A 20,867-nucleotide genomic window follows, 5' to 3' on the forward strand; every position below is an offset into this window, starting at 1 on the left:
GAGTTCAGAAGGTGACGCCGGCCTGGGCGGCTTCGGCGTCGTCGAGGAAGTCCTGCTCGATGCGCGGCGACGCGTGGATGCACAGCATCCGCAGCGGCTCGGGGCCGGCCGCGCGGAACGCGTGGGCCGTGCCCGCGCCGACCACCACGACGTCGCCCTGGTGGGCCGTCACGTCGCCGTCGGACGTGCGGACGAGCGCCTCGCCCGCCAGCACCACCCAGGTTTCCGAATACGGGTGCACGTGGGCGGCCGGCCCCTGGCCTTCGACGTTGTGCACGTGGAAGAACGAGACGCCGGAGCCGTACGCCTCGCCTTCGAACCGGGCCGTGCGGCCGGTACCGATGCGCAGGTCGTCTTCCTTCGCGATGACCACCATGGGAGATCCCCTTTCCGGGAGCGTTCCGGTCTGGGGGAAATCCTGGGGCGGCGACCCCGTCCCGGACATCCGTGGTGACCACGGAACGCACCACGGAGATCCGGTACGGACCCGGCGACCAGGCACGCTGCGGCATACTCGGTGCCATGCCGACCGCGCCGACGATTTCGCCGCGCGAGCGCGAGGTCCTGCTGGCCGTCGCCGACCACCTCACCAACGCCGAGATCGCCGACCGGCTCTACGTCTCGGTGCGGACCGTCGAAAGCCACGTTTCCGCGCTGCTGCGCAAGCTCGGCGCCCGCGACCGCCGGGAACTGGCCGCGCGGGCGCCCGGGCTCGCCACGGCCGGCGCGCCGGCCGGGTTCGTGGTCGGCGCGCCGCAGCTGCCCACCAGCTTCGTCGGGCGGACGGCCGAACGCGACGCCGTCGTGCGGCTGGTGGGCGAAAGCCGGGTGACGACCGTCCTCGGCCCCGGCGGGGCCGGGAAGACGCGGCTGGCCCTGGCCGCGACCGAGGCCGCCGCCGCGGGGTTCCCGGACGGCGCCACCTTCGTCAACCTCGTGCCGGCCCGGCCGGGTTCGGTGCTCGAGTCGGTCGCCGCCGGGCTCGGCGTCCTGCCGCGTCCGCAGCAGCCGCTGCCCGACGTCGTCGCCGGGCAGCTGGCCGGCCGGGCCCTGCTGGTGCTCGACAACTGCGAGCACGTCGCGGACGACGTCGCCGACGTCATCACCGCCCTGACCACCGCGAACCCGCGGCTGAGCGTGCTGACGACCAGCCGCGAACGGCTCGGCGTGCCGGGGGAGACCGTGCTGCAGCTCGGGCCGCTGCCCGCCGGCGGCGAGGCGGTGGCCCTGTTCACCGACCGGGCGAAGGCGGTCGACCCGGCGTTCGACGCCGATCCCGCGCAGGTCGCCGAGCTCTGCCGCGAGCTGAACGGCTCGCCGTTGAACATCGAACTCGCCGCCGCGCGGGTCGCGTCGCTGGGCCTCGACGGGCTGCGGGCCGGGCTGGCCGACGACCCGCTGCGCGTGCTGGCCGCTGCGCGCGGCGAACCGCGGCACCGGTCGCTGCGCTCGGTCATCGAGTGGAGCCACCGGCTGCTCGGCGACGAAGAACGCACCGTACTGGCGCGGGTTTCCCGGTTCCGCCACGGATTCGACCTCGACGGCGCGGCGGCGTTGTCGCCGGACCTGTCCGTCGGCGCGGTGTCCGACGTGCTCGGGCGGCTGGTCGACAAGTCCCTGGTCACCGTGCACCGCGAAGCGGGCACGTGGTCGCTCTTCGACGGCGTCGCCCGGTTCGCGCGCGAGCAGCCCGGGCCCTCGGCCGAGGTCGCCGCCCGGTACCGGCGGTGGGCCGCGGGCCGCGCGCGGGAGCTGACCGGACGGCTCGGCGGCGACTGGCGCGACGAGTTCGACCGCGTCGCCGACGACCTGCGCGCCTGCGTCGCCGACGAGCCGGAACACGCCCTCGCCGCGGATCTGGCCCGGTTGACGTACGCGCGCGGCTTCCTCGCCGAAGCCGCGGCGCACTGGCGCACGGCCGCGGACCGGGCCCCGACGCCCGCGGCCACCGCCGCGGAACTGGCCCGCGCGGGCAGCTGCGTGCACCTGCTCAGCCACGCCCGCGACCACTACGACCTGCTGCTCGTCGCGGCCGAACGGGCGGACGGCGACCCCGCCGCCCGGGCCGGCTGCCTGGCCGCCGCGGTCGTCCTGGCCGAACGGTTCCGCGGCGCCGGCTTCATCACCGACCCGGTGCCGCCCGCCGAACTCGACCGGATGCTCGCGGAGGCCGCCCGGCTGGCCGGGAACTCGGCGCAGGTCGCCGTCGCCCGGGCCTGGCACTCCGGCCCAGGCCCGCAGACGGTCACGGCCGAGGCGGCCGAGCACGCCGTCGCGGCGGCGGCCGGCGATCCGCTGCTGCTCAGCGCCGCCCTGGACGCCCGGTGCACCGCCGAGGCCCTCGCCGGCCGTCCGGACCTGGCCCACCGCACCACCCAGGAGCGCGTGGACCTCGTCACCAAGGCGGATCGCACCGACCCGCACGCGGCGCTGGAGGTGCTGGACGCGTTCCGGTCCGCGATCACCTACGCCGTCGCCACCGGCGCGCTGGCCGACGCCCTGCGCGTGAGCCGGCGCGCCGCCACCGATCCGGCGCTGGCCGGGCACCCGTACTGGGGCCGCGGCGGCCTGGTCACCACCCTCGCGCTGACCGGCCGGTTCGCCGATGCCCTCGCGCTCGCCGACGAGCTGTGGCGCGCCACGGCGGGCACCGGTACACCGCGCAACGCCACCCTCGGTGTGCCGCTGCTGGCGGCCGCGCTGGCCGCCGGCCTGTCCGGCGACGAACCCGCGATGATCCGGTGGCGGACGCGCGCGGCCGACGTCGCGGGCGTCGCGCACCTCGCCGGGTCCGCCAACCTCGCCCCGCTGGACGCGTTCGTCCGGGCCAGGGTCGCCCTGCACACCGGCACCGGTTCGGCGGAGCTGCTCGCCGAGGCCGGCGCGGAGTTCGCCCGGGGCCGGTTCGACGGGTACGCCGCCGGCGTGACCGCCGAACTCGCCGTCGTGCTCGACGCGCCCGACGCCGAGCACCACCTAGCGCGAGCCGGGCAGCACGCGGCGCACAACCGCTGGACGGCGGCGGTCCTGACCCGCGCGCACGCCCGCCGCCGGAACGACGCCGGGCTGCGGCGGGAAGCCGCGGACCGGTTCGCCGAGCTCGGTGCCGGTTTCGAAGCCGAAGCGACGGCTACCGCGGTGCCGGCAGCCGGATCGTGACGAGCAGGCCGCCGCCCGGGCGCGGCGTCAGCTCCAGCATCCCGTCGTGCGCCCGGACGATGCTGTGCACGATCGCCAGCCCGAGGCCGACACCGGTCTGCTCGCCGACGCGGGTGCGTTCCGTCCCGCGCTGGAACGGCTCGACGAGGGTCGGGACCAGCTCCGGGGGGAGCGGCGGGCCGGTGTTCTCGACCTGCAGCACGCTCGCGTAGCGCCGCGGTTCCGTGTGGACGGTGATCGTGCCGCCGGCCGGGAGGTTGTGCACGATCGCGTTCTGGACGAGGTTCGTCACCATCCGCAGCAGCAGCGCCGCGGACCCGGCCGTCCGGGCCGGCTCACCGGTGACCTCGAGCGTGATCCCGCGCTGTTCGGCCAGCGGCAGCAGCGTTTCGGCGGCTTCTTCGGCGGCGAGGGAGAGGTCGACGGGCTCACGGGTGAAGTTCCGGCCGTCGGTGCGGCTGAGCACGAGAAGCGCCTCGGTGAGGTCGATCGCGCGCGCGTTGACGCTGTGCAGCCGTTCGACGAGTTCTCCGCGGTCGTACTCCGGATCCTTGCGGGCGACGTCGAGCAGCGCCTGCGAGATGGCCAGCGGGGTGCGCAGTTCGTGGGACGCGTTCGCGGCGAACCGCTGCTGTTCGGCGACGCGGGATTCGAGCCGTTCGAGCATCGCGTCGAACACGTCGGCGAGCTCGCGGAATTCGTTGCCCGGGCGGCCGCCGAGCCGGATCCGGTGCGCCAGCGAGCCGCCGGCGACCAGCCGGGCCGCGTCCGTGATCCGGGTCAGCGGCGCCAGCATCCGGCCGGCGAGCAGCCAGCCGCCCAGCAGGCCGGACCCCAGCAGGAACCCCAGCGCGGCGCCCGCGGCGGGGGTGAACACGCGCACCAGGAGGAACCGGTTCGGGGAGATCCCGAGCAGGCCCTGGTCGTTGTCGGGCACGTACCGCAGCAGGTACACCCACACCACGGCCAGCAGGACGGCGCCCGCGAGGAGGAGGAACCCGGCGTAGCTGAGGGTGAGCTTGAGCCGGGCGCTGCGCATGGCCGGAGCCTAGGCCGCGGGGGTTATCGCGGGCGTATGCATCGGGGGCGCGCGGTACCTCCGCCCGGGGCAGCCGCCTGCGGTCGTTGGCCGAACGCGCCGGACGCTGTTCGCCGGAATCGGGCGCGTTATCGCCGTTGGTGATTGACAACCCGGGGCCGGGCAGCGACGGTGTGGACGGCGTCTGGGAACGCTCCCAGACGGTCCGCCGCCAGTGTGCACAAGGGAGTGCCGATGTGGGGAAGAGCCGGAAAACGTCCTGCCGCGCTTGCGGTCGCGGGTCTCGCGGCCGCGGCCGCGTGCGTCGTCACGTCGACGACGGCCGTGTCGGCGGCGAATGACCTGGGTGCGGCCGCCGCGGCGTTCGCCTGCAAGGTCACCTATTCGGCCAACGACTGGGGAAGCGGTTTCAGCGTCACCGTCGGCATCGGCAACGTCGGCGCCTCGGCGGTCGACGGCTGGACGCTGACGTACTCCTACGCCGGGAACCAGACCCTGCAGCAGGGCTGGTCGGGCACCTGGACGCAGTCCGGCAAGCGGGTCACCGTGACCAACGCGAGCTGGAACGCCACCATCCCGACCGGCGGTTCCGTCAACGCCGGCGCCAACTTCTCCTACAGCGGCGCCAACAGCACACCGGCCGACTTCGCCGTCAACGGCGCCGCGTGCACCGGAACCCCGCCGACCACGGCCACCACGCCGAGCACGAAACCGACGACGCCGACCACGACCACCACCACGACACCGCCGCCGCCCGGGCCGGCGCCCGCGCTGCACGTGTCGGGCAACAAGCTGCTGACCGCCGACGGCCGGACCTACCGCCTGCTCGGCGTCAACCGGTCCAGCGGCGAGTTCGCCTGCGTGCAGGGCAAGGGGATGTGGGACAGCGGCCCGGTCGACCAGGCTTCGGTCGACGCGATGAAGGCGTGGAACATCCACGCGGTCCGGATCCCGCTGAACGAGGACTGCTGGCTCGGCCTGTCCGGCTCGCCCAGCGGCGCCGCCTACCAGCAGGCCGTCAAGGACTACGCGAAACTGCTGGAGGCCAACGGGATCAACCCGATCCTCGACTTGCACTGGACGCACGGCGCGTACACCGGCAACTCCTCGGCCTGCACCGACGTCAACGCGACCTGCCAGAAGCCGATGCCCGACCGGCAGTACGCGCCGGCGTTCTGGACCCAGGTGGCCACCGCGTTCACGGGTGACAACGCCGTCGTGTTCGACTTGTTCAACGAGCCGTACCCGGACGCGGCCGCCAACTGGTCCGACGCGGCCGCGGCGTGGAAGTGCCTGCGCGACGGCGGCACCTGCACCGGGATCGGGTACACCGTGGCGGGGATGCAGGAACTCCTCGACGCCGTCCGCGCGACCGGCGCCACGAACGTGGTGATGACGGCCGGCCTGACCTGGACCAACGACCTGACCCAGTGGCTGGCCTACCGCCCGGCCGACCCGGCGGGCAACGTGGTCGCGTCCTGGCACTCCTACAACTTCAACGCGTGCGTCACGGTGTCCTGCTGGGACAGTCAGATCGGGACGGTCGCGGCGCAGGTTCCGGTGCAGGCCGGCGAAATCGGCCAGAACAGCTGCGCGCACGACTACACCGACCAGGTGCTGGCGTGGCTGGACGCGCACAACCTCGGGTACACCGCGTGGACGTGGAACCCGTGGGGCTGCAGCGGCGGCAACGTGCTGATCGAGGACTGGGCCGGCACGCCGACGAAGACCTACGGCGAGGGGTTCAAGGCTCACCTGCTGTCCGTGAACCCGTGAAACCCGGGGTGCGGCGGGCGCCTGCTCGCCGTACCCCGGCTGCCCGTGCGAGTCTTCCGGGTGGGAACAGCCACTCGGACCGGGAGACTCCATGGGCAAGCTCGTGCTCGTCGCGCTGCTGGTGGCGTTCGCACTGGCCCCGCCGGCGCGCTCCGGGCCGGCCGGGCCCGCCGGTCCCACCGGACCGGCCGACCCGTTCGGCCCGGACCTGCGGGCGCGGATCGTGCGGGCGCAGGCCTACGCCGACAGCCGGCCGGGTGACACCGGGATCGTGCTGCGGGACCGGTGGACCGGGGCCGTCTACCGCAGCCGGGCGGCCGGGACGCTGATCTGGGCGTGCTCGACGCCGAAGCTGGCGATGGCCGTCGACCTGCTGCTGCGCCAGGACTCCGGCGCGGTCACGCTGACCGCCGAAGACCGCGAGCTGGTGCACCGGATGCTGCACTCCAGCGACGACGCGGCCGCCCACGTCCTGTGGACCCGGTTCGGCGGCGAGGCCGAGTTCGCCGCGCGGTTCCCGGCGTACGGGATGACCGACATGCGGTTCAGCGACCGGCACCCGCACCACTGGGGCTGGATCCGCACCACGGCGGCCGACCTGGACCGGCTGATCGGCTACGTCCTGACGCGCCTGCCGCCGCGGCACCGCGACTACCTCGTCCGGGAGCTGCGCACCGTCGACGTCAACCAGCAGTGGGGTGTCTGGGGCGCCGGCCCGGCCGCGCGGCCGGGGAACAAGAACGGCTGGTCCGACGACAACGACGACGGTTCCTGGATCATGAACTCGGTCGGTTTCGCGGGTCCGCAGGAGCGCTACACCCTCGCCCTGATGAACGACACGAAGGTCGTCGAGAACGGCGAAGAGACCGGGCGGGAGACCACCACGCGGATCGCCGGAATCCTGTTCCAGGGGTATTTCGGGGGCTGAAATCCGTACCCCGTTCTGTCGCTTTCCCGGGTGAATCCGTGTTTGGAGGGGCACCCTGCGTAGCCCCTGTGGGGTCTGTGTAAGCTCCGGTGTCGCTTGACCGGGTGATCACTCACCCGAATCAGTGGCCGCCGTGGTCGGGGATTGCTCTCGCGCGGCCCCTAACGGTGTGGTTCGGGCTCGGATAGGAGATTTATGCAGGTCAGGTCAGCTTTCGTGCGTGGCGGGATCGCGGTGCTCGCCGCGGCCGCCGCGGTCATGGTCGGTGCCCCCTCGGCCCTCGCGGACGACGGCGCCGCCCGCGGCCGGGTCAGCGAAGACGCGGGCACGGTCGGCTATCGGATCAACCTCGACGGCGGTGGTGACTACATCACCAAGCTGTTCGGCTTCAAGCTGTCGGACGGCAAGTCGCTCAAGCTCTACTGCGTGCAGATCACCGTCGGCATGCGCACCGACGTGGACATGGTCGAGCGGCCGTGGAACTCCTACCCCGCCGCGAACTCGCCGTTCCAGAAGAACAGCGACAAGATCAACTGGGTGCTGCACCACGGCTACCCGGGTCTCAAGCTGGACGCGCTCGCGGAGGCCCTCGGCAAGCAGGGCGTCCAGGCGCACGACGGCATTTCCGAGCGCGAGGCGATCGCCGCGACGCAGGCCGCGGTGTGGCACTTCAGCGACGGCGTGAACCTGAACCTCCAGAAGCCGCTGGCCGAGGCCAACCCGGCCGAGGCCAACGCCGACGTCGCCGCGCTGTACAGCTACCTGATCGGCGACCAAAACAAGGGCCTCGGCGCGCAGCCGAAGCCGACCCTGAACATCGCGTCGCCGAAGGGTGACGGCAAGGCCGGCACCAAGATCGGCCCGTTCGAGGTCGCCACCTCCGGTGACATCACGGCGCTGACCACCGAGCTGCCCGACGGCGTCAAGGTCACCGACGCCGACGGCAAGGAGCTGAAGACCGCGGACGTCAAGGACGGCAGCAAGCTGTTCGTCGACGTCCCGGCCGCCACCAAGCCGGGCAACGGTTCGTTTTCGCTGAAGGTCACCGGCGAGCTGGACACCGGCCGCCTGTTCGTCTCCGAGAACTACGCGAGGCAGCCGGCGCAGTCGCTGATCGTCGCCGACTCGGAGAAGACCCAGGTGGCCGCGAAGGCGACCGCGAGCTGGACCGAGGCGGGCGCCCCGGCCACCAGCCCGGCGCCGACGACTACCCCGGGTGGCGCGCAGTCCGGTGGCGGCGAGCTGGCCAACACCGGTGTCGACGCCGTGGTTCCGTTCACCGTCGGCGGCCTGCTGCTCGGCGGCGGCGCGCTGGTGCTGCTGCTGAATCGGCGCCGCAGCCGCGCGTAAGCAACCCGCACCGAAACGGGGCCGGTCCACTGTGGACCGGCCCCGTTCCGCTGTCCGCACCCGACTAACGGATTGCGATCTTCGGGGCAAAAGCGGCGAACCGCACCCGAATTGGTCTAGACTTTTCGGCCATGCGCGGTACGACCGTTCCGCTCGGTACGCCCTGCCTGCCGCCTCGGGCGGGGGAACTGCCGATGCACCGCCTGGAGGTGCCGGCTCCGCACGCGCCGCCGTTCGCCATCGGCACGTTCGACGCGCTCGGGCCGCTGTCGCGCGCGGAGTTCCCGCACCGGCACACCTTCTACGAGCTCGTCCACGTCACCGGCGGCAGCGGCGCGCACGTCGTCGACAGCGCGCGCTGGCCGCTGCGGCCGCCGCACCTCGGCGTCATCGCGCCGGGGCAGGTGCACCAGTGGGCGGACGTGCGGGGCCTCACCGGTCACGTCGTGCTGTTCACCGACGACTTCCTCCTCGACCACCCGGCCGACCGCGAGCTCCTGCGGCGGCTGAGCGAACGGCCGTGGCTGCACCTGGACGCTTCCGCCGACGCCGGTGTCCGGCGGCTGGTCGCCGACCTGGAGGAGGAGTACCGCCGCGGCGGCGACGGCACCGAGTCGGTGCTGCGGGCCCTGGTGCACGTCCTGGTCGTGCGGGCGGGCCGGCTGCTGGGCTCCTCGCCGCCCACGCCGATCGGCGCGGTGGCGGCCGAGTTCGTCCGGCTCGCCGGCCGGCCCGGACGGGGGCCGTGGTCGGTCAGCGAACACGCCGAACGCCTCGGCGTCACCCCGGGGCACCTCACCGAGGCGGTGAAGGCCGCGACCGGCCGCACGGCCGCGCAGCTGCTGCGCGAGGCCCGGACCCGGGAGGCCCAGCGGTTCCTGCTCCGGACCGACCTCACGGTCCGGCAGGTCGCCACCCGCGTCGGCTTCGCCGATCCGGCCTACTTCTGCCGGTTCTTCCGCCGGGAGACCGGGCTCAGCCCCGGCGACTTCCGGCGCGGCGGGGAGAAGCACCACGACTGACCGGTCCAGTCCATCGTCGGCCACCGGGTGCGCTGCCTACGTTCGAGGGGATCCCCGACCTCCCCACGAGGAGCAGGCATGGACGAAGAAACCAAGCTCAGCCGCAAGACGGTGCTGAAGGCCGCGCTCGCCGCGGGCGTCGCCGCGCCGGTCGCCCTGATCGGTGGCCCCGCGCTCGCCCGCACGAACGCCGCCGGCGGCACCGCACCGGAGCTCACGCCGTCGTGCCACGACGGCGACGAACCGACGATCGAGCAGACCGAGGGGCCGTACTTCAAGCCGAACTCGCCCGAACGGACCAGCCTCGTCACCCCCGGCACCCAGGGCACCCGGCTGACCGTGACCGGCTACGTCTTCGGGCGTGCCTGCTTGCCCGTCAACCGGGCCCTGCTGGACTTCTGGCAGGCGGACGTCAACGGCGCGTACGACAACACCGGCTACACCTTCCGCGGCCACCAGTACACCAACGCCCAGGGCGCGTTCACGCTGTCCACGATCGTGCCGGGGCTCTACCCGGGCCGCACCCGGCACATCCACGTGAAGGTCCAGGCCCCCGGCCGGCCGATCCTGACCACGCAGCTCTACTTCCCGAACGAGCCGCGCAACAACACCGACACGATCTTCGACGCGCGGCTGCTGATGACCGTGCGGGACAACGGCTCCGCGAAGGAAGCCGCGTTCGACTTCGTGCTCGACGTGCCGCAGACGCCGACGTCGACGTCGAACCCGCCGACGTCGAGCACCACCGGCGGGCCGACCTCGACGCCGCCCGGGGACACGTCCTGGGCGGCGGGCACCGCCTACGCGGCGGGCGCCCGGGTCACCTACGGCGGCCGGGCCTACGTCTGCCTGCAGGCCCACACCGCCCAGGCCGGCTGGGAACCACCGGCCGTTCCGGCGCTGTGGCGGGCCGCGTGAGGCGTTCCGCCTGAGGAGGGAGGGAGAACCGGCAGGCCCCGGCCGCATCCCGGGGCCTGCCGTCCCGCCCCCACACTGCGCACGTTAGGGGTCGACGCGGGCGGGGGCGGCCTGCCAGATTGGGGCCATGACGACTTCCCTCGACGCTTCGCAGTGGGTCCGGCGCTTCCACCCGGCGCCGTCGGCCGCTGCGCGGCTCGTGTGTTTCCCGCACGCCGGGGGAGCGGCGAGCTACTTCCACCCGGTTTCGGCGGCGCTGGCGCCCGCGGTCGAGGTGCTGGCCGTGCAGTACCCGGGCCGCCAGGACCGGCACACCGAAGCCCCCGTGGACGACCTGTTCGTGCTCGCCGACCAGGTGGCGGACGTCCTCGCCGGGGAGACCACCGGCCCGGTGGCGTTCTTCGGCCACAGCATGGGCGCCAGCCTGGCCTTCGAGGTCGCGCGCCGGCTCGAGGCGCGGGGCACGCGGCTGCTCGCCCTGTTCGTCTCCGGCCGCCGGGCGCCGTCGACGGTCCGCGACGAGCGGATCCACGAAAAGGGCGACGAAGCGCTGCTGGCCGAGGTCAAGCGGCTGGGCGGCACGGACACGTCGGTGCTGGACGACGAAGACATCCGCGACATGGTGCTCCCCGCGCTGCGCAGCGACTACAAGGCGGCGGAGCTCTACCACTACCGCCCCGGCCCGGACGTCAGCTGCCCGATCGTGGCGCTGATCGGCGACAGCGACCCGAAGGTCACCGAGGAAGAGACGCGCCCGTGGGCGGAGCGCACGTCCGGGGAGTTCGAGCTGAAGACGTACCCGGGTGGCCACTTCTACCTCAACGACCACGCCGGAGCGGTTACCCGGCTGATCGGCGACCGGCTCGCCGGCCTCGCCCGCTGAGCAACGGGCGGGGTGCGCCGCGATCCGGCGCACCCCGCCCGTCAGCAGGTCAGTGAGTCAGCAGGTCAGCAGTAGAGGTTGGCGCCGGGGTCGACGCCGAGGATCGAGCTGATCTGGCGGTACTTCGAGACGCGGCTCTCGACCTGCGCCGGGTTGCCGCCGTTGCACTCGATCGAGCCGTTGATGCTGCGGATGGTCTCGCCGAAGCCGCGGCCGTTGACCATGGCGTTGTGCGGGGTCATCGTGCCGGGGCCGCTCTGGGTGTTCCAGTACCAGAGCCCGGTCTTCCACGCGACGGCCGAGTTCTGCTCGACCTGCCACGGGTTGCCGAGCAGGTCGATGCCGAGCGCGTCACCGGCGGCCTTGTAGTTGAAGTTCCAGCTCAGCTGGATCGGGCCGCGGCCGTAGTAGGCGGCCTGTCCGGCGGGGCAGCCGTAGGACTGGTTCCAGTCGCAGTAGTGCGGGTAGTTGGCGGTGTTCTGCTCGACGATGTAGACGAGCCCGCCGGTTTCGTGGTCGACGTTCGCGAGGAAAGCGGCGGCTTCCTGCTTCTTGACCGTGTCGCTGCCGGTGGTGGCGAAGCCGGGGTACGCGGACAGGGCCGCGGTCAGGCCGCTGTAGGTGTAGAAGGAGTTCCGGCCCGGGAAGATCTGGTTGAACTGCCCTTCGCTGACCACGAACGCGCCGGGGTTACCGGGGTTGCCGGGGTCGGTGCCGCCGCCGCAGCTGTAGGGCTCCCAGTACCAGGTGCTGATGACCGGGTCGTAGCCCGGATTGGCGTTCTTGGCGCGGTAGTAGCCACCGTTGGTGTAGCGGACGACGGCGCCGACGTCGTACCACTGGCCGGCGACCCAGTTCGGGTAGCTGCAGGTGCCGGGGTCGGTGCCGCCACCGCAGCTGTAGGGCTCCCAGTACCAGGTGCTGATGACCGGGTCGTAGCCCGGATTGGCGTTCTTGGCGCGGTAGTAGCCACCGTTGGTGTAGCGGACGACGGCGCCGACGTCGTACCACTGGCCGGCGACCCAGTTCGGGTAGCTGCAGGTGCCGGGGTCGGTGCCGCCACCGCAGCTGTAGGGCTCCCAGTACCAGGTGCTGATGACCGGGTCGTAGCCCGGATTGGCGTTCTTGGCGCGGTAGTAGCCACCGTTGGTGTAGCGGACGACGGCACCGACGTCGTACCACTGGCCGGCCACCCAGTTCGGCGCGCTGCACGCGGCGGCGGCCGCCTGCGGCGCGTGCCCGGTGGCGGCGGGCACGCCGAAAACGAGCCCGGCAACGGCGGCGACAGCGGACAGGACCGCGACAAGACGTCTTCTCAAGACTGGCTCACTCCTTCGGCCACGACGGGGTTCCGGGCGCGCGAGGCGGAAGCCCGGTGTCGGGGTTGGGGGGTGCTCATCCGGCCGAGACGAACGTGACAACGGTCACTAGAGCAGATTGGTCTAGTCCAGTCAAGAACGCCGGGGGTCGCGGGCAACGGTTCTGCGCGATCGTCCCTCGGGGTCGTGGCGCGGGTTTGCGGGGGAACGGCGGGGGAAGTCGACCGGGTTTGCGCCGGCGTGGCCGCCGGTCGGGTTCCGGTGCCCGCCGTCCGGGCGGCCGTCGTTCGGTTGCCCGGCAGGCGAAGTCCCGTTCCGCGGGGCGGGCGACACAGCGCGGGAGCAGCCGCGTGGCCCGCCGGCCCGTCACCGCGCCTGCGGAATCCGCACCTGCGCGGCCGGCGCGAGGAGCAGGATGCGCTGCAGCCTTGCCCGGCCCAGCCGGTGGAGCATCTCCCCGAGCTCCTCCGGCGCGATGCTCCCTTCGAGGTCGAGCCGCGTCGTCCGGACGACGCGATCGATCTCCGAGGCGGGGAGCCGCCCCGCGAACTCCCCGGCCAGCCACACCCCGACCTCGTCCACGACGTCGTCCGCCCGGTGGCTCCGTACGGTCATCGCTCTCCTCGTTTCGGATCGCCTTGTTGCCCAGGTCGAAGCCGGGAAATCCCGGTCCGACGCCAGTCCGACGAGCGAGCCGGGGAGCCATGACGCCGAATCGGCGAAGTTCGTGGCACAAAAGCTTTGGGTGATCGAACCGGTGAGTTCAGTGACGGCCGACGTCACTCACATGGGCTGTCCGCCGCCCGAAGTTGTCGGCCGTTCGGGTAGAAATCCGCGGAACCCGCCCGGTGGCGCGTCCGGCTCAGGACCCTGGAGGCGTCCGACAGAGCGGGCGTTCCACGCGGGACGCGGAACGGAGACGCGATCCATGGGCCGGTACGACCGGACCGACCTCGGGGCGTACAGCCTGGGGTTGCTCGACGCGGCCGAGACGGCCCGGGTGGAGCGGCACCTGGCGGCGTGCCCGGACTGCCGCCAGGAGGTCCGGGAGTTCGAAGCCGTCCGCGGCATGCTGGACCACCTGGTCGACGTCAAGTCCACTTAGGACAGCCGGGACGCGGCCGCCTTGACGGTCCGCAGCACCGGCGCCGTCTCCAGGGTCCGGATGGCGTCGAGGGCGCCGAGCCGGTGGGTCAGGTAGTGGTGCAGCGCCGCCGCGTCCGGGCAGAGCGCCTGCGCCACCAGGTTGGCCGGTCCCGTCGTCGCCGCGACGATCGCCAGCTCCGGGTGCTTCGCCAGCGTCTTCGCCACCCGGTCGAGGTGCGCCGGCGCCACCGCCATCCACAGCAGCGCCTGCGTCGTCGCCCCTAACAGCGCGGGGTCGATCTCCAGGTCGAAGAACACCGTGCCGCCGGCCTGGAGGTCGGCGAGCCGGCGCGCGACGGTTGCCGCCGACCAGCCCGTGGCTGCCGCCAGCTCGGCCGGCCCCGTCCGGCCGTCGCGCTGCAGCGCCGCCACCAGCGCGGCGTCGTCGCCGGTCAGCGGCTTGCCCGGGCCCGCGTGCGCCGGGGTGAGGGCCGCGATCTGTGCCGCGTCGAGGGAGTTCGCGCGCCCGAGCCACGCCGTCGGGCCGCCGAAGTAGCGGTGCAGCAGCTGGTGCGCCGACACCGCCGTGACGCTCGCCGTGCGCGGGATGTCCCGCAGCAGCAGCGAGTGGTCGCTCGCGGCCGGCGTCTGCACGTTCACGCAGATCTCCGTGCCGCCGGACATCAGCTTGATCCACGCCGTGTCGGCGCGCCGCGCGAGCGCTTGGGCGAGGTCCTGCGCCGCGTGCGGGGTCGCGGTCAGGCGGACCATCCACTCGGCCTGCCCGGCGCGCTGCGGGTCCGGCAGGCCGACGACGCGAAGCGACGCCTCCGCGCGAAGCCGCCGGTAGCGCCGCGCCACCGTCTGGGTCGAGACGCCGAGGACGTCGCCAAGCTTCGTGAACGGCGCCCGCCCGTCGATGTGCAGCGCGTGGATCAGCGCCCGGTCGACGTCGTCCAGCGTGGTCATATCCCTCATTGAAGCGCAAAGTGTGGAACAAATCTGCTGTCTCAGGCCAGTAGCTGGAACACGTGCCGGTCCGGCAGCCAGGGTGGGCGCCGACCGGAAGGAGGCACACCCGTGCCCACCATGACGCGTGACCGGCGACGCTGGGCCGCACTGGCCGTGCTGCTCGTCGCCGAAGCGATGAACCTGCTCGACGCGACGATCGTCCAGGTCGCCGGCCCCGCCATCCACGCCGAGCTGGCGGGTCCGGCGGCGGCCATCCCGTGGTTCAGCGCGGCCTACACGCTGCCGTTCGCCGCCTTCCTGATCACCGGCGGCCGGCTCGGCGACATCCTCGGCCGGGCCAGGGTCTTCCGGATCGGCGTGGCGGGCTTCGTGCTCGCGTCGCTGGCCTGCGCGGCCGCCCCGGCGGCCGGCCTGCTGATCGGGGCGCGCGCGGTACAGGGCGCGGCGGCCGCGTTGATCATCCCGCAGACCATCGGCCTGATCCGCGCCCTCTTCGACGGCGACGAGCGCGCGAAGGCGCTGGGCACCATCGGGCCGGTGATGGGCCTGTCCGCGGTCACCGGGCCGCTGCTCGGCAGCCTGCTGACGCAGTCGGTGTCGTGGCGGGCGGCGTTCCTGGTGAACGTCCCGCTCGGCCTCGCGGTGCTCCTCGCCGCGCGGTTCCTGCGCGAGGACCGGGCCACCACCCGCCCCCGCCTCGACCTCGCCGGCACCGCGCTGGTGGCGGCCGGCGCCGGACTGCTCGTCTACCCGCTGATCGAGCCGGCGGGGACGAACTGGGGCCTGCTCGCGGCCGGCGCCGTGCTGCTGGTGGCGTTCGGCTTCCAGCAGCGTCGCGCGGCGGCGCCGCTGGTCGAGCCGAGCCTGTTCGCCCGCCGCGGGTTCCCGGCCGCGCTGGCCGGGTCGCTGCTGTTCTTCGCGGTGATGACGGGCCTGATGCAGGTCGTGCCGATGCAGCTGCAGCTGGGCCTCGGCGCCGACGTCCGCACGGCGGGCCTGACGCTGCTGCCGCTCTCGGCCGGCCTCGCGGTGTCGTCGTACGTCGCCGGCGCCCGGCTGGTGCCGAGGTTCGGCGCCCGCGTGATGTTCGCCGGCCTCGCCCTGCTGACGGCGGGCCTCCTCGCCGCGCTCACCTTCGGAGTGGGCGCGTACCCGTGGGCGCTCGCGCTGTGCGGGTTCGGGATGGGCGCGTTCACGGTGCCGTTCTTCACGGCGGCCCTGGACCGGGTCCGCCCGCACGAGACGGGCTCGGCCGCCGGGCTGCTCAACGCGGTCCAGCAGCTCGGCGGCACACTCGGCGTCGCCCTGCTCGGTGGCCTCTACCTGGGCACCGGCACGGCGGCCGCGGCGCTCGGCCTGGGGGCCGCGCTCGCCGTGGCCGCCGCCGTGGCGGTGGTTCCGCTCACCAGTCGTCGGGGGTCCGGGTCAGCGCCCCGGACGGCTCAGTAGTCGTCGCGGCCGGTGAACTGCTGTTCCAGCAGCTCGGCCGCGCCCGCGACCAGCTCGAGGGGGTCGATGAACTCGTTGATGTCGAGGTTGATCAGCGGCAGCGAGTGGCGGAGCACGACGTGCTCGCCCATCACCGCGATCCCGCCGACCACGATCGCCTCGCCGACCTCGGTCAGCACCTCGAGGAGGTCGACCTCCTCGTGCCGGGCGAACGGCGTGGCGATCTGGACCCAGTCCTCGCGCTGGTCGAGGATTTCGCGGGCGATCACGACGATCTGCGCCCGCTGCTCGGTGTCGGGATCGTCGCCGAACACCAGGCGGATGCGCAGCTCGTCGGGCTCGTCGCGCACCACCCGGTACGACTGCCTGATGTAAGCGACCAGATCGCCCCACTCCGCCACGCTCGACTCCGTCCTCGTGCCTGTCCGAGCGCTCAGCGTAGCGATCAGGCGGCGCCGATCCGGTCGAGATCCGCGAGAACGTCCGCGGGCAGGTCGAGCTCGGCGGCGGCGAGGTTCTCGCGCAGGTGCGCCGGCGACGACGTACCGGGGATCAGCAGCATCGACGGCGACCGCTGCAGCAGCCAGGCCAGCGCGACCTGCATCGGCGTGGCGCCGAGCCGGGCGGCGCAGTCGTCGAGCAGCCCCGACTGCAGCGGGCTGAACCCGCCGAGCGGGAAGTACGGCACGAAGGCGATCCCTTCGGCGGCGCACTTGTCCACCAGGTCGTCGCTTTCCCGATGGGCCAGGTTGTACTGGTTCTGCACGCACACCACCGGCGCGATCGACTTCGCTTCGTCGAGCTGCTCCGCGGTCACGTGGCTGACGCCGAGGTGCCGGATGAGCCCCTGCTCCCGCAGGTCCGCGAGCACCCCGAACGGTTCGGCGAGCGACATCGCCACGGGGTAGCCACCGGTGGCGTCGCTGAGCCGCAGGTTGACGACGTCGAGCGCGTCGACACCGAGGTTCCGCAGGTTGTCGTGCACGGCCTGGGTCAGCTCCTCGGCCGACAGCGCGGCCGGCCACCCCTTGTCTTCACTGCGCCGCGCCCCCACCTTCGTCACGATGACGAGCGGCTCGGGGTAGGGGTGCAGGGCCTCCTTGATCACCGCGTTCACGGTGTGCGGACCGTAGTAGTCGCTGGTGTCGATGTGGGTGACACCCCGTTCGACGGCCTCCCGCAACACGGCAACGGCGGCATCGTGATCCCGAGGCGGCCCCCACACCCCGGGACCGGCCAGCTGCATGGCGCCGTAACCCATCCGCGTCACGGGGAGTTCGCCGCCGAGGGAGTACGTGCCGCCGAGGTTCGCCATGCTGCTCCTTGTATCGGGGTGCCTGCCCGGAAGTCTAGGAGCGGCAGGCGAGGCATCGCAGCCCGAGCACGATGGTGGCTCCGGCCGCCGCGGCCGCCTGGCCGACCTTGCTGGCTCCGGCCGCCGCGGCCGACCTCGCTGCTGCCGGCCGCCGCGGCCGCCCGGCCGACCTCGCTGCCGCCGGCCACCGCGGCCGCCCGGCCGCCCACGCTTTGCCTGCCCACCTTCGCCGCGACCCGACCACCAGAAGGTCGACCGCATACCGGACAGCGCCCGGACGCGGTCACCCGGCTTTCGCGCCATCCGGTTTTGTCGGTGCCCTCCGGTAAGCTGGAAATCGGGGGATGCTCGCGCGGGTTTCCTTGTGCCGCAACGAAAATCGACCGCCGTGTTTCACCCGGTTCAGCGATGATCTTCGCACGTGTGTTCGGTAGCGTCGGTGGTGATCGCGAAAGGAGATCGCCGTGAAACCCTCAACCGCACAGCCCCTTGCCCCGCAGCACCCGCGTCACCGATTCCTGCACCCGCGCCGGTGGCAGCTCCCCGGTCTGCACCGCCTTCACCAAGCGGTCGAGCACCACGTCCACCCGGCCCCCGGAGGACCACAAGGCCTCGTCCGCGCCGGCCTGCAACGCCTTCAGGACGGCTTCCGGCAGCGAATACTGCGCCGTGATCGCCTTCATCGCGCCGAGATCGTCCGTCACGATCGGTCCGGTGAAGGCGAATTCGCCGCGCAGCAAGCCGTACGCGGCCGAAGACAGGGAGGCCGGCACCCCGCCGGTCAGGTCCGGCACGTCGAGGTGGCCCATCATCACCGCGACCGGGCCGTAGTCGGCCACGCCGCGGTACGGCACCAGGTCGACCGCCCGCAGCCGCGCCAGCGGCGGCGTGACCACCGTGCCCTTGTGGGAGTCGCCCGAGCCGTGGCCGTGGCCCGGGAAGTGCTTCAGCACGGGCTGGATGCCCGCGTCGCGGAGCCCGGCCGCGAACGCGGTCGCGTACGTCTTCACCCGCGCCGGGTCCGGGCTGAAGGACCGGTCGCCGATCACGTCGTCGTCCGGCGCGTCCGTGACGTCGGTGTCCGGGGCGAAGTCCACCGTCACCCCGCGGGCGTGCAGCTGGCGGCCGCGCTCGGCGGCCAGTGCGCGAACCTCGTTCGGCGACTTCGTGGCGGCCATCGTCCGGGCCGAGGGGATGTCGCCGTCGAGGTCGTCGATGCGCTGGACGCGGCCACCTTCCTCGTCGACCGAGACCGCCACCGGCACCTTGGCCGCGGCCTGCACGGCGGCGAGCGCGCGATCTTTCAACAACGCTGTTGCGTTACCGCCGATGAAGATCCCGCCGACCTGGTGGTCCCGCACCAGGGCCACCGTGGCCGCCGGGTTGTCACCGGAGACGCCGACGACGACCAGCTGGGCGACCTGGCTGCGGACGTCGAGGCCGTTGACCAGGGAGGCGCAGTCGCCCGGCCGGGCGAGCCGCGAGGTGGGGGCCGGGGCGGAGGCGGGCGGAACCGGCGCCGGAGCCGCCGGAGGGGCGTCCACGGGCAGCGCGAGCCCGGACACGGTCCGCGGCTGCAGCCCGGCGACCAGCGAACACCCGGCCACGATGGTGAATGCCGTCCCGAAGGCGGCAAGGAGTCGGCGGTTCATCGGTCCCTTCACTCGTCCGTGTATCCCCCGACGGTAGTCGACGGCCAAACTTCACGGCGTGAAGAACGGCTTCGGCCGCCCTAGAGATTTCGTGAAGGCGCCCTCAGCAGACTGACGTCGTCAGGGATCGACGTGGGCTGAGGAGGGGTCGATGGACCAGGTGCGAGTGGCGGCGTGGGCGTCCGACCCGATCGCGCTGACCGGGTTGATCAACCACCTGAAGGCGCGCCCCGAGCTGCTGGTCCTGCCCCGCGCCCGCCGAGGCGAGGCGAGCGTGCTGGTGTTCGCCGTCGGGGAGGTCGACCGGGAGGCCGTCGCCGCGCTGCGGGCCGCGGCCGCCGAGTCGCCCGCCGCGATCGTACTGGTCGCCGGGCACGTCGACCCCGCGCACGTGAACCTGCTCGCCGACTGCCACGTCTCCGCCGTGCTGCCGCGGACCGCGCTCGACCGGCTCACCGCGAGCGTGCTCGCGGCCGCGCGGGGCCGGTCGTCGTCGCTGCGCGAGCAGGTCGCGGCGCTGGCCGACGAGGCCGGCGCGGCGGCGCTGACGCCGCGCGAGGTGGATGTGCTTCGCCTGATGGCCGAAGGCTGGGACACTGCCGAGATCGCGGGCAAGCTCTGCTACTCGGAGCGGACCGTGAAGAACGTCATCTACGCCATGACCAACCGGCTCAACCTGCGCAACCGGCCGCACGCGGTCGCGTACGCCGTGCGGGCCGGTGTGATCTGAGGAAGCCTGTTGCGCACGATCGCCCGCCGGACCGCCCTCGTGGTCGCCGCGTTGATCCCGCTCGCCGCCTGCAGCCCGGCTGACACCGGCGGGAAGACGAAGCTCACCATCGCGACCTTCGGCGAGTTCGGTTACGCGCCCCTGATCGCCGAGTACGAGAAGCTGCACCCGGACATCACGGTGCAGAACCGCGTCACCGACTTCGACACCCACCACAAGGGGCTCGCGACGCAGCTCGCCACCGGGCACGGCGCGGCCGACGTCGTCGCGATCGAAGAGCAGTACATGCCGCAGTACCGGAAGGCGAAGGACAAGTTCGCCGACCTCGCGGCCTACGGCGCCCGCGACCTCGAACACCAGTGGGTGCCGTGGAAGTGGGCGCAGGGCACCGACGGCGCCTTCGTGCTGGGCCTCGGCACGGACATGGGCAGCCTCGCCCTCTGCTACCGGCGTGACCTGTTCGCGGCCGCGGGCCTGCCGACCGACCGCGAAGAGGTCGCGAAGCTGATGCCGGACTGGGCCGCGTACGCCGCCACGGCGGAGCGGTTCACCGCCAGGACACCGGGGGTGAAGTTCGCCGACTCGGCCGGCACCGTCTACACGGCGATGCTCAACCAGTCGCCCGAGAACTACTTCTCACAACGGGACGACTCGTTAATCGCCGACCGCAACCCGAGCGTCCGCAGCGCTTTCTTCCTGGCCGGCGGCATCGCCGCGAAGGGGCAGACCGCGGCGGCGACCACCTTCACGCAGGCGTGGAACGTCGCGATCAGACAGGGTTCCTTCGCCACCGTCGCCTGTCCGGCGTGGATGCTCAGCCAGATCAAGGAAGCCGGCGGTGACGGCAACCGGGGCAAATGGGACGTCACGACCGTGCCCGGCCGGAGCGGGAACCAGGGCGGCTCGTTCCTGACCGTGCCGAAGCAGAGCGAACACCCGAAGGAGGCGTACGAACTCGCCCGCTGGCTGACCGCCCCGGAACAGCAGAAGAAGCTCTTCCTCTCCGACGGCATCCTGCCCAGCGAACCCGCCGTCTACCAGGATCCACAGGTCGTCGCGCACACCGATCCGTACTTCGGCGACGCGCCGGTCGGGCGCCTGTTCGCGGCCTCGGCCGAGCAGCTGCGGCCGAACTACCGCGGCCTGCGCGACGCCGACGTCCGGCCGGAGTTCGGCCGCGCGCTCGGGCGGATCGAGGACCGCACCGCGGACGTCGACCAGGCCTGGGCGCAAGCCGTCCAGCAGGCGCAAGCCGTCCTGAAGTAGCCG

The 20,867-nt window shown here is 72.8% G+C and carries 19 protein-coding genes; 11 read left to right on the forward strand and 8 right to left on the reverse strand.

Going from position 1 to position 20,867, the window contains the following annotated elements:
• Positions 1-4: 4 nt before the first annotated feature.
• Positions 5-376, reverse strand: a complete 372-nt coding sequence (locus C2L59_RS44870; RefSeq protein ID WP_103355669.1) for a cupin domain-containing protein — start codon at positions 374-376, stop codon at positions 5-7.
• Positions 377-522: 146 nt separating this feature from the next.
• On the opposite strand from C2L59_RS44870, the gene C2L59_RS44875 reads away from it, so the two are divergent.
• Positions 523-3,159, forward strand: coding sequence for a LuxR C-terminal-related transcriptional regulator (locus tag C2L59_RS44875; RefSeq protein ID WP_146060528.1), 2,637 nt, complete (start codon positions 523-525; stop codon positions 3,157-3,159).
• On the opposite strand, the gene C2L59_RS44880 is transcribed toward C2L59_RS44875, so the two are convergent.
• A complete protein-coding gene (locus tag C2L59_RS44880; RefSeq protein ID WP_103355671.1) occupies positions 3,131-4,198 on the reverse strand; it encodes a HAMP domain-containing sensor histidine kinase in 1,068 nt (355 codons plus the stop codon). The genes C2L59_RS44875 and C2L59_RS44880 overlap by 29 nt on opposite strands.
• A gap of 234 nt (positions 4,199-4,432) precedes the next feature.
• Here C2L59_RS44880 and C2L59_RS44885 point away from each other — a divergent pair, with 234 nt between their 5' ends.
• The 6 genes from C2L59_RS44885 (at position 4,433) to C2L59_RS44910 (ending at position 11,075) form a co-directional block, all read left to right on the forward strand.
• Positions 4,433-5,974: a cellulase family glycosylhydrolase gene (locus tag C2L59_RS44885; protein ID WP_103355672.1), complete on the forward strand. Its 1,542-nt coding sequence runs from the start codon at positions 4,433-4,435 to the stop codon at positions 5,972-5,974.
• A gap of 91 nt (positions 5,975-6,065) precedes the next feature.
• Positions 6,066-6,902, forward strand: coding sequence for a serine hydrolase (locus tag C2L59_RS44890; RefSeq protein WP_103355673.1), 837 nt, complete (start codon positions 6,066-6,068; stop codon positions 6,900-6,902).
• A gap of 195 nt (positions 6,903-7,097) precedes the next feature.
• Entirely contained in the window at positions 7,098-8,252 is a 1,155-nt protein-coding gene (locus C2L59_RS44895) for a Cys-Gln thioester bond-forming surface protein (protein WP_103355674.1), read from the forward strand.
• 194 nt (positions 8,253-8,446) lie between these two features.
• Entirely contained in the window at positions 8,447-9,274 is an 828-nt protein-coding gene (locus tag C2L59_RS44900) for an AraC family transcriptional regulator (RefSeq protein WP_103355675.1), read from the forward strand.
• 78 nt (positions 9,275-9,352) lie between these two features.
• Complete coding sequence (locus C2L59_RS44905) at positions 9,353-10,192, forward strand: carbohydrate-binding protein (protein WP_103355676.1); 840 nt, start codon at positions 9,353-9,355, stop codon at positions 10,190-10,192.
• Between the two features lie 127 nt (positions 10,193-10,319).
• A complete protein-coding gene (locus C2L59_RS44910) occupies positions 10,320-11,075 on the forward strand; it encodes a thioesterase II family protein (RefSeq protein ID WP_103355677.1) in 756 nt (251 codons plus the stop codon).
• A 65-nt stretch (positions 11,076-11,140) separates the two neighbouring features.
• On the opposite strand, the gene C2L59_RS44915 is transcribed toward C2L59_RS44910, so the two are convergent.
• Together C2L59_RS44915 and C2L59_RS44920 are read right to left on the reverse strand one after the other, a co-directional pair.
• The gene (locus C2L59_RS44915; RefSeq protein ID WP_370444837.1) at positions 11,141-12,001 is read right to left on the reverse strand and encodes a glycoside hydrolase family 19 protein; all 861 of its coding nucleotides are present in this window, start codon (positions 11,999-12,001) and stop codon (positions 11,141-11,143) included.
• Between the two features lie 759 nt (positions 12,002-12,760).
• Complete coding sequence (locus C2L59_RS44920; RefSeq protein WP_103355678.1) at positions 12,761-13,009, reverse strand: hypothetical protein; 249 nt, start codon at positions 13,007-13,009, stop codon at positions 12,761-12,763.
• Between the two features lie 313 nt (positions 13,010-13,322).
• On the opposite strand from C2L59_RS44920, the gene C2L59_RS44925 reads away from it, so the two are divergent.
• Positions 13,323-13,499: a zf-HC2 domain-containing protein gene (locus C2L59_RS44925; RefSeq protein WP_103355679.1), complete on the forward strand. Its 177-nt coding sequence runs from the start codon at positions 13,323-13,325 to the stop codon at positions 13,497-13,499.
• On the opposite strand, the gene C2L59_RS44930 is transcribed toward C2L59_RS44925, so the two are convergent.
• Complete coding sequence (locus tag C2L59_RS44930; protein WP_103355680.1) at positions 13,496-14,449, reverse strand: Lrp/AsnC family transcriptional regulator; 954 nt, start codon at positions 14,447-14,449, stop codon at positions 13,496-13,498. The two genes, C2L59_RS44925 and C2L59_RS44930, sit on opposite strands and share 4 nt — an antisense overlap.
• A gap of 111 nt (positions 14,450-14,560) precedes the next feature.
• Here C2L59_RS44930 and C2L59_RS44935 point away from each other — a divergent pair, with 111 nt between their 5' ends.
• On the forward strand, positions 14,561-15,901 hold the full coding sequence (locus tag C2L59_RS44935) for an MFS transporter (protein ID WP_103355681.1): 1,341 nt from the start codon (positions 14,561-14,563) through the stop codon (positions 15,899-15,901).
• Here C2L59_RS44935 and C2L59_RS44940 read toward each other — a convergent pair.
• From C2L59_RS44940 to C2L59_RS44950, 3 genes are all read right to left on the reverse strand, one after another.
• Complete coding sequence (locus tag C2L59_RS44940; RefSeq protein ID WP_103355682.1) at positions 15,895-16,302, reverse strand: hypothetical protein; 408 nt, start codon at positions 16,300-16,302, stop codon at positions 15,895-15,897. The genes C2L59_RS44935 and C2L59_RS44940 overlap by 7 nt on opposite strands.
• 44 nt (positions 16,303-16,346) lie before the next feature.
• Positions 16,347-17,216 carry an oxidoreductase gene (locus tag C2L59_RS44945; RefSeq protein ID WP_103355683.1) on the reverse strand — a complete coding sequence of 290 codons (870 nt, stop codon included), beginning with the start codon at positions 17,214-17,216 and terminating at the stop codon, positions 16,347-16,349.
• Positions 17,217-17,689: 473 nt separating this feature from the next.
• A complete protein-coding gene (locus C2L59_RS44950; protein ID WP_103355684.1) occupies positions 17,690-18,868 on the reverse strand; it encodes a glycoside hydrolase family 3 N-terminal domain-containing protein in 1,179 nt (392 codons plus the stop codon).
• Between the two features lie 151 nt (positions 18,869-19,019).
• Between C2L59_RS44950 and C2L59_RS44955 the strand changes: the two genes are divergently transcribed.
• Both C2L59_RS44955 and C2L59_RS44960 read left to right on the forward strand, forming a co-directional pair.
• Positions 19,020-19,598: a LuxR C-terminal-related transcriptional regulator gene (locus C2L59_RS44955; protein WP_103355685.1), complete on the forward strand. Its 579-nt coding sequence runs from the start codon at positions 19,020-19,022 to the stop codon at positions 19,596-19,598.
• Between the two features lie 9 nt (positions 19,599-19,607).
• Positions 19,608-20,864, forward strand: coding sequence for an ABC transporter substrate-binding protein (locus tag C2L59_RS44960; RefSeq protein WP_103355686.1), 1,257 nt, complete (start codon positions 19,608-19,610; stop codon positions 20,862-20,864).
• Positions 20,865-20,867: the final 3 nt, after the last annotated feature.

The sequence above is a fragment of the Amycolatopsis sp. CA-128772 genome (genome assembly GCF_002904295.1).
In the GTDB taxonomy this organism is placed as follows: domain Bacteria; phylum Actinomycetota; class Actinomycetes; order Mycobacteriales; family Pseudonocardiaceae; genus Amycolatopsis.

Excerpts from the sequence above, each read along its gene's own strand:
- C2L59_RS44870 (WP_103355669.1), bottom strand. The coding sequence starts at position 376 with ATGGTGGTCATCGCGAAGGAAGACGACCTGCGCATCGGTACCGGCCGC.
- C2L59_RS44875 (WP_146060528.1), top strand. The coding sequence starts at position 523 with ATGCCGACCGCGCCGACGATTTCGCCGCGCGAGCGCGAGGTCCTGCTG.
- C2L59_RS44880 (WP_103355671.1), bottom strand. The coding sequence starts at position 4,198 with ATGCGCAGCGCCCGGCTCAAGCTCACCCTCAGCTACGCCGGGTTCCTC.
- C2L59_RS44885 (WP_103355672.1), top strand. The coding sequence starts at position 4,433 with ATGTGGGGAAGAGCCGGAAAACGTCCTGCCGCGCTTGCGGTCGCGGGT.
- C2L59_RS44890 (WP_103355673.1), top strand. The coding sequence starts at position 6,066 with ATGGGCAAGCTCGTGCTCGTCGCGCTGCTGGTGGCGTTCGCACTGGCC.
- C2L59_RS44895 (WP_103355674.1), top strand. The coding sequence starts at position 7,098 with ATGCAGGTCAGGTCAGCTTTCGTGCGTGGCGGGATCGCGGTGCTCGCC.
- C2L59_RS44900 (WP_103355675.1), top strand. The coding sequence starts at position 8,447 with ATGCACCGCCTGGAGGTGCCGGCTCCGCACGCGCCGCCGTTCGCCATC.
- C2L59_RS44905 (WP_103355676.1), top strand. The coding sequence starts at position 9,353 with ATGGACGAAGAAACCAAGCTCAGCCGCAAGACGGTGCTGAAGGCCGCG.
- C2L59_RS44910 (WP_103355677.1), top strand. The coding sequence starts at position 10,320 with ATGACGACTTCCCTCGACGCTTCGCAGTGGGTCCGGCGCTTCCACCCG.
- C2L59_RS44920 (WP_103355678.1), bottom strand. The coding sequence starts at position 13,009 with ATGACCGTACGGAGCCACCGGGCGGACGACGTCGTGGACGAGGTCGGG.
- C2L59_RS44925 (WP_103355679.1), top strand. The coding sequence starts at position 13,323 with ATGGGCCGGTACGACCGGACCGACCTCGGGGCGTACAGCCTGGGGTTG.
- C2L59_RS44930 (WP_103355680.1), bottom strand. The coding sequence starts at position 14,449 with ATGACCACGCTGGACGACGTCGACCGGGCGCTGATCCACGCGCTGCAC.
- C2L59_RS44945 (WP_103355683.1), bottom strand. The coding sequence starts at position 17,216 with ATGGCGAACCTCGGCGGCACGTACTCCCTCGGCGGCGAACTCCCCGTG.
- C2L59_RS44950 (WP_103355684.1), bottom strand. The coding sequence starts at position 18,868 with ATGAACCGCCGACTCCTTGCCGCCTTCGGGACGGCATTCACCATCGTG.
- C2L59_RS44955 (WP_103355685.1), top strand. The coding sequence starts at position 19,020 with ATGGACCAGGTGCGAGTGGCGGCGTGGGCGTCCGACCCGATCGCGCTG.